Raw genomic sequence first — 12998 nt, 5'->3', positions numbered from 1 at the left:
GCTAGCGATATTTACCAAACACTTTCCAGGTATTATTATCGGCCAGAGGGTCATTATAACTATCACTGCGTTGCTTACGTGGTTTATCACGGGCATCGATCAGTTCAAAATGTGGCTCGACACTCAGCACGATACCATTCACATAAAAACGGGTGCGTGTATATTCACTTTGACCATGCTGAAACACATAAGTACGTAAGTCTACAAATTCGCGGTGTGCCACCAAAGCCGCGGTATCGTCACTGTCGAGCCAGTGTCGCATGGCTGCAACCTGCTCAGGTTCAAACTGCCCGCATTTTTCAATCAGGCTGGCCACCCCACGGAAAGTTTTAGATTCTTTGGCCCGGGTTTTATTTAGCCTGATGCGGTCAACATGAAAATAAAACAGCGGCAAGTTTAAATGACTGGGAAGATGGATAGCATCCAGGGTTTCATCGTCCATGAAAGGTTGAAACAGATCCTGCGCCCTTTCAATCAGACCAAGCCACTGGGTGTAATATTCTTCGACCTGCGATTTGGTTCCATAATAAATCGGCAGACCTTCGACATTGGCCAGATTTGCCGGTGGCCAGATATTCTGGCGCAATAAGGCAATATCACTTTTCAGACTTTGTACTGCAATCGCATCCTGCATGGCATTCACTTTTATATGCTTAGGCTATTTTTAGATTAAGGCAAAGGTTTAGTTTCTGCAAGGCTTTGCCTATAATTAGCCATTAAGATTTTATGATGGTCAGGAAAAATTCATGGTTCAAAAGATTGAAGCAACCGATGTAACCGAAGAAGAAGCGTTAAATGCGGCATTCTTTGAACGTGCTGATGAATTTATTCAACAAGCCAACGAGTTTTGTCGTGTAGAAAAAGGCTCGCAGGAAAAACCGAGTGATAAGCGCGGTCAAGTCAGTGCAGCCATGTTATTTGGTACTGCCCGTTTCAATACCTGGGTGGCAGCGAATAACTTTAAAGATGGCAACGAAATGCGCGATGCCAAAGATCAGGTGATGTCTTATATTATGCAGCAATTCCAAATGATGCTGGAAGATAACTATGATGAATACTGTGAACAGTTCGAAAACTATTTGCGTTTCCGTCACAATGAAGAGTTTCATGCCAACAAGCATAACCATGATCACAAGCACGATCATTGATTAAAATACGAAAAGCCCCTCGGGGCTTTTTTATTTGCTGTAATTTATCATCTTGACTTCGAACTGATTTTAGCCCCATATAAATTGAATAATAAATACACTAAAACAAGACATCCTATGCAGCAGCTTCCCTTTCCCATCATTGACCCACATATTCACCAATGGGATCCGTACAACACCCCACACGCAGCAGCATTTGCCGTAAAACTGTTTGGCAAATATCCTAAATTACTGGACAAAATGGTGCGGCTGCTCAAACCTAAAGATGTGATTGAGACCATTGGCCTGACCGAGCATCTGACCGCCCCTTATCTGCCTGCGAACTACAACAAAGATCTAGGGCATTATGAAGTCGAACAAATTGTGCATGTTGAAGCCAGCTGGCATGATCAGAAAGGTACAGGCGTGGTGGATGAAACCCGTTTTGTGGCCGGACTTCCTTTTGATCAGCATAATATCCAGCTCGGTGGCATTGTCGCTACGGCGGATCCGCGGCAGAAAAACTTTAAACAGTTGATTGAATTGCATCGCGAAGCTTCTCCCAAATTTCGCGGGATTCGTAAAATGGCTGCGGTACATCCAGACAAAGGGATTCATGCCTGGACCGATGAGCCACATCTCTACCGTAATAAAAACTTCCTGAAAGGATTTGAAGAACTGGCCAAGCAAGACTTAAGTTTTGATGCCTGGGTCTATTCGAGCCAGATTGCGGATGTGACTGCACTGGCCAAAGCCTTTCCTAAAACACCCATCGCACTAGATCACCTCGGTACGCCTGCCGGCTTATTTGGCAAGGTGGGCAAAGCTACAGGCAAGACTGAACAAGAACGCGCCCAGATATTTTCAAGTTGGCAAGATCAACTGGCTGAACTGTCCGAGTGCAAAAATGTATCGACTAAAATGTCTGGCCTGTTTATGCCCGTTTTAGGTCATGATTTTCATCAGCAGAAACGGCTGGCAACTAAACAGGAATTATTGGAACATGCAGCTCCCCTGATTCAGCATGCCTTAGATTGCTTTGGTTCTGAACGCCTGATGTTTGCTTCCAACTTTCCAATGGACAGTGTCAGCAGCTCACTCGTGAATATCATTGATGCTTTTAGCGATATTGTGCAGGACTATGATGAAAACGCGTTAAAGCCAGTTTTTTATGAGAATGCGAAAGCATTTTATAAATTATAAGAAGCGTCTGGATTTTTAAAGAAAGAAGAAAAATACATATGTTCTGGAAGGAAATAATCACGAGTCCTGGGTCAGATAGGCTTTTCTATACTTGCTGAGCAATCTTTTCTAGTTTAATCCCATCATATTATTACCAACATATTATTCACTTCGCTTTTAAGAAAGATATCGCTGTTGGAGCAATATTAGTATCAGTTGGGATTTTCCTGTTTCTTTTTGCCACTTTCTGGTGGAGCTTACCCAATGCTGTGCTATCTGGCGTTTTAGGTGGAATCCTGTTTACCAGAAAAGCGACTTAAATTAGAGCTTCTAATAACAATGAGAAGTAAAAAGTCCCCCTATTAGAGGAGGACTTTTTTAATTTAGATCAATTCTATGATTTTTTGATTTCTTTCCCATATTGATCGGCCATCACTTCAACCAACTGATCCAGCTTGATGTATTTTTTAATCACGGCATCAATGTCGGCTTTCGTCAGTTGGGCAATCGCCTGATCACGTTTTTCACGGTAAATCAGCTTACGATCTTTTTCCAGTTGAGGAACCAACATACTGTGAATACGGCGATCATCTTCCAGTGCATTGACACGTTTTTTCAGAATGCTGGCTTTGGCCGCTTCCACTTCCTGTTCAGTTACGCCACGTGTTAGCAGCTCATTGAGTACCTGATGCACCGTTTGAGAAACCTGTGCAGATTTACCTGCGGTATAATTGGCACCCAGTGCCAAAGCACCTGAATCGGCCCATTCATTAAACTGAACATGGGCACTAAAACCGTAGACCAGCGCATTTTTTTCACGTAATTCCTGAGCCAAACGGGAAGACAGTTGAGAGTCACCCAGAATATGACGGAAGACTTGTAAAGCAGGTACATCTGCATGGTCTGCCCCCACCGGGAAGGTTAGCAATGCCTGATAACTACCGAACTCACGTTGTTCAGACAAGGCATGAATTTTTTGGGCTGGATAGCTTCGATATTCTGATTTCAGGCGTTCATAAGGCTGTGCCGCTTTCCAGTCCGCGAAACTATTTTTCAGCATTTTCTGTATAGATTTTGGCTGAAATTCCCCAGTCACTGCAATGTGTGCATGATGCGTTTTAAAGAATTGCTGATACAAAGCGACCACTTGCTCACGAGTGGCTGCTTTAAACTGCCTGGTGGCCAGTTCAGGTTCAAAATGGAAACGAATGTCACCGGGTTGATACACTTCAATGGTTCGCGCCATAGTCAGGCTCGACACTGTATCTGGCTCGGTATAAGGACGATCCAGACTGGATAAGGTCTGACCCTTGATCAAGTCAAACTGGCTTTGCTCAAATGCAGGTTTTTTCAGTACATCAACCACATATTGGAAAAACTCTGCAAACTTCTCTTTTTTGGCACTGATCTGTATGTTCAGGCCATTACTCGATGGGCTGGCAGTCGCTGAACCGCCTACTTCGATAATTTTGTCAGCAATCTGCTGCAAGCTCTGGCTTTCCGATGAGCGCAGCATTAAATACGCGGTCAGATCCAGAATCTCGCCTTTATTCATCAGGCTTTGCGCAGTCCCAAAATCCAGAGAAATTGTGGCATACACCTTGTCATCGCGAATATTGGTTGGGAATAGCGCGTATTTAATGCCATTTTTTAACTTACCACGCTGAATCTGCTTGTCCTTGGCAGATAAATACTGCTTGGATTGCGCTACATACTGCTTCACTTCCGCCTGATAAACACTGACATCCTTTAAAGGCTCTTCTGTCTCAGCCTGTTGGTCCAGTGTTTTTTTCGGTGCTTCCGTCTGTGTCACTTCCTGCGCTTTTTTCTGATCTTCCGGTGTTGGCAGGATATTGCCAGAAATACGATATTCAGGTTTTAGAAAGCCTTTATAGACCTGATTAACCTGACTCACATTCAGGTTTTCAATCGCATTCAGATCTTTAAAATACTGGCTCCAGTCACCCGAATAAGCCACGGCATAATCACTTAAACTTGAACCTAAAGCAGTCGCGCTATTTTTAATATTATCAGCCTGATTGCGGGTCAGATTTTTAACTCGGTTTAATTCGGCCTCGGTAAATGGCTGGCTTTGCTCTACGCCTTGAATCAAACTTTGTTCCACAGTTTTTGGCTGATGATTGGGTGCATAGATCGCGCCCATAAACACCAGATTAAAGTCTTTATCTAACCAGGTGCTAGATTGCACCATGGTCGACTTTCCACTTTCCACCATGCTCTGATATAAATGCCCGCTCGGTTGCAAGGTATAGAGCGTCGGTGAAACAGCCAAAGCAGTCTTGATCTTTTCATCCGGGCCATTCAGGTAAATATTGAATTTGGCCAGATCACTGCCCTTTTGCACAGTAAATTCACGCTGTTGAATCTGCTCAGGTTTTAAAGCCGGAACTTTCACTTGCGCCGGTACACTTCGCGATTGAATCGGACTGAAATGGCTATCAATCTGCTTTAATACTTCTGCCTTATCAAACTTGCCTGAAATCACCATAAAGGCATTATTCGGTGCATACCAGCTCCGGTAAAACTGGTTCAATTCCTGCATATTGATGGATTGCAGCTCATTCAGATCACCAATCGGTAAACGGCCCAAATACTGATTGCCATAAGCCGACTTAAACACCTGATCCATGAGTACTGAAAATGGCTGATCCAGACGAATTTCGCGTTCGCGCTTTACAATATCAATTTCGGTCGGTACATATTTTTCCTGAAGAACCAGCTGATCCATACGCTCAGCTTCAAGAAAAATCACTTCACTGAGCGCCGTTTTTTCAGGACGAATGACATTGGTATATTTGGTTGAATAATAATCGGTACTGGCATTGGTCATTAAGGTATATTGATCGAGCCGACGCTGAAATTCATCACCTTTGACATTTTTAGTGCCTTTAAAAGCCAAGTGTTCCAGCAGATGCGCCAGACCACCTTTTCCTTTAGGATCATTCAGTGAACCGGTCAAATACACCGTATTCATAAAAATTTTATTTTCTTTATCATTCGGTGCCAGGATAATTCGTAAACCATTATCAAGACGATATTCCTCCACATTCTGTTCAGTTTTCACCAAAACAGGTTGTGCAAAACTCAGCGCACTACAACCCGACAACAAAATCGCCAAGCTTAAATTCTTATAACGTACCAACATTATTCATCCAGATTTTCAATGTAAATTTTTATTCGCGCTCATTTTAGAGAATGATTCTTATTCTGAATAGTCTTTTCTAAATTGAATCATTAAAATAACATGCCGCCTTGCCTGACGACATGCATATCTATGTAATCAGAGATTAAAGATAAAGTTCAGCCTGCATATATAATTTGCCATAACCCGAAATTTCAATTCGTTCCTGATCTTGCAAGGCACAATAAAGTACACCACCGCGCGCTGATGCCTGATAAGCGACCAGTTCATTTTTACCCAGTTTGTCTGCCCAAAGTGGCGCAATTCCGGTGTGAATAGACCCTGTGACCGGGTCTTCATTGATTCCGTTACTCGGTGCAAAATAACGTGAAATACAATCATATTGTGTATCTTGCGAGGTAATCGCGACATCTAAAAAGCTATTCTGAGCAGTAATCGCGGTACGCTTGCCATTTAATTGTTTTAATAATTCAAAATCAGGTGATTCATCTAGCACATCCTGTACTGACTCATATTCGACAATATAACCTTGTGCATTCAGATAAACCTGCTTAAACGGTTTGCTCAATGCCTGTCTTAAGGCTTCAGGATATTCTGTGACGGCTACTGCGCGGCGAATTGGAAAGTTCATTCTGATCTTGCCATCTGTATCCTGATCAACCACAAAGATCCCCAGATCTTTCACATGAAACTGGATCGTTTTTGCCGTACCAAATTGATTGAATAATACAAAGCTGCTGGCCAAGGTTGCATGACCACAAAAATCCACCTCCTTGGTCGGGGTAAACCAGCGAATAGCATAATTTTCTGCATCAATTATTTTCACAAAAGCTGTTTCAGACAGATTATTTTCCAAGGCGATATTTTGCATCAGTTCATCTTCGAGCCAGTCCTCCAGCACAATCACCGCAGCTGGATTTCCTTTAAACAGTTCCGTGGTAAACGCATCGACCTGGTACATTTTCATTTTCTGAAGTCCTCAATATCACAATCTCTAGTTTAAAAGCTTTTTTGCAAGAGTGAACTTGAATATGCTAATAATCTAACTAATCTAGCCACTTAAATACACCAATATAGTGAATGATGCGGTATGACCAACCCCCATCTTCAAAGTATTCTCCTAGAAAAATCCTATCGGCTAGGTAGGCTGAGCCTACATGATGTACCTGAAAAATTGGCACCATCTGGCCTAAGGTTATTTAAATTCTCTGGTTTTGATATTTCTCTGGGCAAGGCTGTGCTGCATGGATACTCTGCGAGCTGATTCCCGGGCCGCATAACCAGCAAATGCATGATCTGTTTATTGGCAAGATGATTGCTGCCTATGCCGATGATCAGATCTTCCGCGACAGTCACTGACATTATCATGTAGTGAGTGAAGAATGGAAAAGTACTCATCATGTGACTGGTGGACAATTTTATAGCATTGGCAAGGCGGTAAGCGTTGATGATTCGGACGTATAATTTTTTAAATGGGACATAAACAAAAATTATCCCGGATGAGCAGATAATATCTGCAAGCCCAGAGCATCTGAAATTATGCTACTTTATTCTCAATCTTCATTTGGTCTAATGCGCTATGATGCCTTTTAAAATTCACTGTATTGATGTCCAGAACTCGCTGCAAAATTATATCTGGTTGCTGGAACATACGGCTTCTCATCAGGTCGCAGTCATTGACCCGACCGAAGCAGGATTGGTGCAAGATTATTGTGCCGAACACGGTTTAATCTTAAGTCAAATCTGGTTAACGCACTGGCATAAAGACCATATTGGCGGTGTGCCCGGCTTAATTCAGGGACAAAATCTGCCTGTTTATGGCCCGCGTGCAGAACTCAGTAAAATTCCGTTTATCACGCATCCACTTGAGCATGAAGAACAGTTCAGCTTTCATGGGGCAGATGTTCAAGTGATCGCAGTACCAGGCCATACATTAGGCCATATCGTTTACTTCATTGATGCGATTGATGTGCTGTTCTGTGGCGATACTTTATTTGCCATGGGCTGTGGCCGGGTTTTTGAAGGTACTTATTCACAGATGTATCATTCACTGTCACGTCTGGCAGCCTTACCGCCGCGTACGCAGGTCTATTGCACACATGAATACACCCTCTCGAATGCCCAGTTTGCCAAACATGTCGAACCGGACAATCAGGCAATTCTGGAACGCTTCGAGCATATCGAACGCTTGCGTATGTTAGGCCAGTGCACGCTGCCAAGCAGCATTGAAGATGAATTACAAACCAATCCTTTCCTGCGTGCGGATAGTGTGGAAGAGTTTCAGCGCTTGAGAACCCTGAAGGATCAGTTCTAGAGTTAAAGATCCATATTAAAGAATCTGGTGACTTTGCGCATAAGCATCCAGTTCGTCTTGAGTGACGACACGCACTGCCTGCATTTCGTCAACACGTACCAGCAGCAAACCAGCTAAGGCCGGTTGATAACGACGTGCACTACCAAACGGCGTATAGGCTACTTTCGATTGCACTGTAAAATTCAACCAGTCCTCATGTCCCAGCATCACAGCAACCGGATCTAAGCCCTGTTGCTGCATCCATTCAATTTTCTGATTCACATTGTGTTCAATCGTCAGCTCAGTCATGGCAATCGTATTTAATTCAAGAATTACATTTTTGATAGTATAGGGCATGCATCTCAAACGATAGCTCAGAAAACCAGCAGCTGCTAATGATCCGATTAAATAATCAATGCAAGCTTAATATGCCGATGCTTCGGCATTCCCTTATTCTTACATTTTATGGCGTTGATAAAGTTCAAATTTAGATCAATAGCAAAATAAGCCTTTGAAATTAAAGTATAATTAAGTTTATTTACATGCTATAAAAACTTAATATTTAGTTACAACCTATTCAATATGATAAAAATCATTTACTTAAGTCATAAACTGCTTCTTTAGCGAGCATACGATGTTCACTAAACATTCAAATTAGATTAAATTAATTAAATATGGGAATTTGCCCTTTAAAACAAAATTTCTCACCCTTATTTAAGATAGAACAATGATGAAGGAGTGATCTCGTGAAAAAAGTGGTTAAAGCTAAAAATCTGATTGCATTTCGACTATGGTTAGAAAAATTAGGATATTCCGTACGCACCCTGGCTGATGATCGTGGTTTCAGTTTCAGTTTCAAAAAAGAATACGGTCTGGTCACCTGTGATCTGGCCGGCAATGCACTCGCGATCCAGCTGGGTGAGGAATTTGAAGATCATTTAAAAGCCTGATGCAGGTTATTTTCAATCAAAAAAATAAATAAATTATTCCACTGATTCAGCAACTCTATTCTCCAATCTTTAGCCCGTTTCGACGGGCTTTTCTTTTTATCTTGATTAAATAAATTTCAGGCAATAAAAAAGCAAGGCATCAGCCTTGCTTTAATATGATGGTGGGGACGGAGAGACTCGAACTCTCACACCTCGCGGCGCTGGAACCTAAATCCAGTGCGTCTACCAATTTCGCCACGTCCCCATCAGGGTACCAACTTAGCGTTGGATTTTTCAAACTTTGGCAGAGGATCAAGGACTCGAACCTTGACGAACGGTTTTGGAGACCGTCATGCTACCATTACACCAATCCTCTACTCGGCCAGTTTACTCAATTGCTCAAGTAAATTGGTGGGGACGGAGAGACTCGAACTCTCACACCTCGCGGCGCTGGAACCTAAATCCAGTGCGTCTACCAATTTCGCCACGTCCCCAATGGCTGTGTATATTATAGAGATAGACCGTCATTGACAAGCGATTTTACAAGCAATCACATTCTATTCCGCTAGAAATTAAACAGTTAATTATATTTTTTTACTTTTGATAAAATTTATCAAGACAATTTGACTTTTTGAAGACGAAACCACAAATTCAGTATTTTAAAAGGTCTGAGCTTTATTTTGTGTCATAAAAACCAAAATGTATAAAAAACAAACTACAGATCAAGCCTTATATTTTATGGCCTCGGCATTCAAAATAATGCAACCATGCTTTTTATATAACTTCCGTCACACACGTTCTATCAAGCAAAATAAGGATTTAAGAATAAGATCAATGAAAATTGCTGTATAAAATTTCAGGCAATAAAAAAGCAAGGCATTAGCCTTGCTTCAATATAATGGTGGGGATAGAGAGACTCGAACTCTCACGCCCAGAAGGCGCTGCGACCTGAACACAGTGCGTCTACCAATTCCGCCATATCCCCATGGCTGTGTATATTATAGCGATCAGACCCGATTCACAAGCAATTCTGTAGCAGGAAAATACTTTTATATCAAAATTTAAGCAATTAATTCAGTATTGCGTAAATACTGACCTATTTGCACTGTTGTCGCCTAGTTTCATCGAGACAGATCAGATCAATACGCACCACAGGAGAATCACATATTCAAATTTAGACTTTAGCTGACTTGGATAATATCAATTATTGCATCTAATAAAACAAAGTTTCCTGAAGCTCTGCCCTTTCCTGAGCATTGACCCGTTTTCTAACGCTCTTCAACAGACTAAACCTATGCGTAAAAGACAGCAAAATTTTACAGCTTAAAAAATCTGGTATAAATTTCAGGCAATAAAAAAGCAAGGCATCAGCCTTGCTTTAATATGATGGTGGGGACGGAGAGACTCGAACTCTCACACCTCGCGGCGCTGGAACCTAAATCCAGTGCGTCTACCAATTTCGCCACGTCCCCATCAGGGTACCAACTTAGCGTTGGATTTTTCAAACTTTGGCAGAGGATCAAGGACTCGAACCTTGACGAACGGTTTTGGAGACCGTCATGCTACCATTACACCAATCCTCTACTCGGCCAGTTTACTCAATTGCTCAAGTAAATTGGTGGGGACGGAGAGACTCGAACTCTCACACCTCGCGGCGCTGGAACCTAAATCCAGTGCGTCTACCAATTTCGCCACGTCCCCAATGGCTGTGTATATTATAGAGATCATTTCCAGCTGACAAGCCGTTTATAAGAAAAAAACACTCGTTTGATTAAATAAGAAACAATCCCGATTTTATTGTATTTTTCTCATTCGATTTCAGTCACTAAGTAGTGTTTAACCGCTTTAAAATCTGCCAACCGATGCTGTTTTTGCTTGCCTAGCATCAACGCTAACAACTTTTCAAAAATCTGAATTTGTTCAGGCAACTCAACTTTTAGGCGCTGACAATGTAAAAACGCCCAATCCAGATAGTCAGTTGCCTGCAAGCGCTGTCCACTCAGCCATTCATAAAAAATCACGCCCAAAGCATAAACTTCGCTCTGCAAGCTTTTGGCTTTTCCTTGGAATAATTCCGGTGCCATATAACGTGGTGTCGCATTAAGCTTATGAACTTCAAGCTGATCCAGAGGCTGGACGTGTTCAAAATCAAGTAGACATACCCTACCCTGATCATCAACAAAATGCTCCCGCTTTAAATCCGCATGCAAATAACCCAGCTGTTGCAGGCAGATTAAAGGTTCTACCGCTTGCAGCAAATGTTGTCGAATCTGCGTTACAGAAAGTTGATCTGGCATGATCTGAAAATGTGCTGGTGCATCGACCAGAATCAAAGCCTGTTCAAATTGTTCATGTTGAATGGTGAATGGCTGTTGAATAATTTGATGGGGAAGGAAAAAGTTCAGATCACTCGAACGGCTATGCGTTTGATAAAAATTCAGCTCCTGCTGCCAGCCCAGCTCTGCATGCGGAGATGATATTGAGCTGTCAGATTTAGTCGACACTTGAGTTTTTAGCCAGAATGCGGGCTGACCCGCAGCATAATACAGGCGTCGGCCAAAACCCAGACTGCGGGTTTTGGTTCTTGGTTGAAAATCGAAAGTATCAAGATGATCTAAATTAAGTGGTTGCAATATATTCAGGCTTTGGATCAGCAGTATATTGATAATTTAGCAGCTCCAGACAATGCTGAATAGTTTTCCCCACCCGTTCCTGAGTCTCGATTAAGGAAATTTTTGGCCAAGTGGCCCGTTCGCCTTCGCGCTGCAAGATTTTAAAGAGATAGGGCCGTGGATTTTGCAGCATATAGCTATAGTGGCGCAGGCTATATTTACCGACAATATTCACATCGCCATAATAACGCTGATCGACCACCCCATAGCCGTGATCGAGTATACGGCGTACAGGTGGCAAGCTTCCGGCATGTTCCCGGGCAAAATCCATCATTCCTTTGGTAATCACCGCACCCTGACGGCGTACAATCCGTTGTGGCCAGCTTAAGGTACCTTTGCGGAAACGTGCAACATCATCTTGCATAAATGGCACGATATGCGGATTGACCTGGCTGGCAATGGTGTAATTGATATTGTATAACCGGGCCATTTTTTCCTGCGGGAAATCACTGCGTACACTGCCATCGACCCAACGTGTTGCTCCCATATAAGGGGTATATTCACCATCATAACGCTTACTGGTCAGGCGTACTGGCGGAAACAGAATAGGGACTGCACAAGAGGCCAATACCGCACTCCAGACCAGCACATCCGGAGAAGTATAGGCATTTAAAATACGGGCATCCTGCGCCGAATCATAGGGGGCAACAGCAATATTGATATGCAGACCTGAGGTTTTGAGTGCTTCTTCAAAGGTCAGATCGCCTAAATTTTCGACCAGAAATTTTTTCAGGTATTTGACATCTGCCAGACCTCCATTGCCTTTCAGCAATTCACCCATGGTTCGGAAATGAAAAGCCTCATGAAAAAAATTATGCCCCTTCAAAAGATCGACATACTGCGAGGGTTTGGATACACCCAACATTGCCGTCATGATGGCACCTGCACTAGAACCTGACATGACCTTTGGCAATAAATCCTGCTCCATCAAAGCCTTACAAACGCCGGCATGAAACAGACCCAAGGTCGAGCCACCGGAAAACATCAGGGCCGGCTGACCATAGGCACGCTGACAGCCTTTAAAAAATTCAATTTTTTCTTCAATATTTAAACAGCTACAGTCTGTTGAAGCGATATGTGCCAGCCCCTGACTAACCTGCTCCACATAATCTTCAATAATTCTTTTGGTGCCGACATAGGCTTCGGTGAACAATAAAGGATGGGCAATATTGGCGATATCGTAGCTTAGACCTTCGCGCAGAATATACATCAGGTCGTGGGTACGTTTCTGTTGTCTATAGCGTCTTAATTTACCCAAACGATGCGCAATAACTTCTGCATCAAAATAGGGAGAACTATTGTCGAATTTCCATTCTTGCGCCCCGGATTCTTCATCTATTTTTAGCGCAATATATTTCCATTCCTCATAGGACTCAGCTTGTTGCAGCTGCTGCTTGAGTTTTTTAATACGATAGGCCTGATGTGGATTAATGTCCTGAGTAAAATCTTTAAACAGCATCTGCCTTCTTCCCTATATTGTATTTTTCATTCATCTTGCACTGCGTAGAAAATATGCACCGATCTGTTCATAACAACAATAGCGAAAATTCTCTGCTTTAAGCAAATTATCACACTTTTCAGGCTTTGACTGTGAATTTTAGGGTGATAGTATCCTAGACATAATTTTAAATC

Annotated in this window: 10 protein-coding genes, 7 tRNA genes and 1 pseudogene; 5 read left to right on the top strand and 13 right to left on the bottom strand. The window is 42.5% G+C overall.

What is annotated here, in order from left to right:
• Position 1: 1 nt before the first annotated feature.
• Positions 2–634, bottom strand: a complete 633-nt coding sequence (locus FTU95_RS01870; protein ID WP_100329818.1) for a hypothetical protein — start codon at positions 632–634, stop codon at positions 2–4.
• 112 nt (positions 635–746) lie between these two features.
• Between FTU95_RS01870 and FTU95_RS01865 the strand changes: the two genes are divergently transcribed.
• The gene (locus tag FTU95_RS01865; RefSeq protein ID WP_005096603.1) at positions 747–1148 is read left to right on the top strand and encodes a DUF3144 domain-containing protein; all 402 of its coding nucleotides are present in this window, start codon (positions 747–749) and stop codon (positions 1146–1148) included.
• Between the two features lie 117 nt (positions 1149–1265).
• Positions 1266–2330, top strand: a complete 1065-nt coding sequence (locus FTU95_RS01860; RefSeq protein WP_180077347.1) for an amidohydrolase — start codon at positions 1266–1268, stop codon at positions 2328–2330.
• Positions 2331–2703: 373 nt separating this feature from the next.
• Here the strand turns inward: FTU95_RS01860 and FTU95_RS01855 are convergent, their stop codons facing one another.
• Together FTU95_RS01855 and FTU95_RS01850 are read right to left on the bottom strand one after the other, a co-directional pair.
• Positions 2704–5475, bottom strand: coding sequence for a pitrilysin family protein (locus tag FTU95_RS01855; protein ID WP_180077345.1), 2772 nt, complete (start codon positions 5473–5475; stop codon positions 2704–2706).
• 142 nt (positions 5476–5617) lie between these two features.
• The gene (locus FTU95_RS01850) at positions 5618–6439 is read right to left on the bottom strand and encodes a PhzF family phenazine biosynthesis protein (protein WP_005096600.1); all 822 of its coding nucleotides are present in this window, start codon (positions 6437–6439) and stop codon (positions 5618–5620) included.
• 153 nt (positions 6440–6592) lie between these two features.
• On the opposite strand from FTU95_RS01850, the pseudogene FTU95_RS14965 reads away from it, so the two are divergent.
• Positions 6593–6936, top strand: a pseudogene (locus tag FTU95_RS14965) (flavin reductase); the annotation flags it as partial.
• A 115-nt stretch (positions 6937–7051) separates the two neighbouring features.
• A complete protein-coding gene (gene gloB, locus FTU95_RS01845; protein WP_005096598.1) occupies positions 7052–7786 on the top strand; it encodes a hydroxyacylglutathione hydrolase in 735 nt (244 codons plus the stop codon).
• Positions 7787–7801: 15 nt separating this feature from the next.
• On the opposite strand, the gene FTU95_RS01840 is transcribed toward gloB, so the two are convergent.
• Positions 7802–8074, bottom strand: coding sequence for a hypothetical protein (locus tag FTU95_RS01840; protein ID WP_074383176.1), 273 nt, complete (start codon positions 8072–8074; stop codon positions 7802–7804).
• Between the two features lie 437 nt (positions 8075–8511).
• On the opposite strand from FTU95_RS01840, the gene FTU95_RS01835 reads away from it, so the two are divergent.
• Positions 8512–8715 (top strand): hypothetical protein, encoded by a 204-nt coding sequence (locus FTU95_RS01835; protein ID WP_005096596.1) that lies wholly within the window; start codon positions 8512–8514, stop codon positions 8713–8715.
• Between the two features lie 159 nt (positions 8716–8874).
• Here the strand turns inward: FTU95_RS01835 and FTU95_RS01830 are convergent.
• The 9 genes from FTU95_RS01830 to FTU95_RS01790 all read right to left on the bottom strand — a co-directional run bounded on the left by FTU95_RS01830 (position 8875) and on the right by FTU95_RS01790 (position 12825).
• A tRNA-Leu gene (locus tag FTU95_RS01830) sits at positions 8875–8959 on the bottom strand.
• A gap of 37 nt (positions 8960–8996) precedes the next feature.
• A tRNA-Trp gene (locus tag FTU95_RS01825) sits at positions 8997–9070 on the bottom strand.
• A 33-nt stretch (positions 9071–9103) separates the two neighbouring features.
• Positions 9104–9188, bottom strand: a tRNA-Leu gene (locus tag FTU95_RS01820).
• Between the two features lie 405 nt (positions 9189–9593).
• Positions 9594–9679 (bottom strand) — tRNA-Leu (locus FTU95_RS01815).
• 402 nt (positions 9680–10081) lie between these two features.
• Positions 10082–10166: transfer RNA gene (locus FTU95_RS01810), tRNA-Leu, on the bottom strand.
• Positions 10167–10203: 37 nt separating this feature from the next.
• Positions 10204–10277, bottom strand: a tRNA-Trp gene (locus tag FTU95_RS01805).
• Positions 10278–10310: 33 nt separating this feature from the next.
• A tRNA-Leu gene (locus tag FTU95_RS01800) sits at positions 10311–10395 on the bottom strand.
• Positions 10396–10502: 107 nt separating this feature from the next.
• Entirely contained in the window at positions 10503–11327 is an 825-nt protein-coding gene (locus FTU95_RS01795; protein WP_100329776.1) for a protein kinase, read from the bottom strand.
• Positions 11314–12825: a DUF3336 domain-containing protein gene (locus FTU95_RS01790; protein WP_180077343.1), complete on the bottom strand. Its 1512-nt coding sequence runs from the start codon at positions 12823–12825 to the stop codon at positions 11314–11316. Before FTU95_RS01790 ends, FTU95_RS01795 begins: the two co-directional genes overlap by 14 nt.
• Between the last annotated feature and the right edge of the window lie 173 nt (positions 12826–12998).

It is taken from the genome of Acinetobacter sp. YH12208 (assembly GCF_013418055.1).
In the GTDB taxonomy this organism is placed as follows: Bacteria; Pseudomonadota; Gammaproteobacteria; order Pseudomonadales; family Moraxellaceae; genus Acinetobacter; species Acinetobacter pseudolwoffii.
The sequence above is the reverse complement of the archived record's forward strand: the minus strand, read 5'-3'. Positions and strand labels throughout refer to the sequence as shown.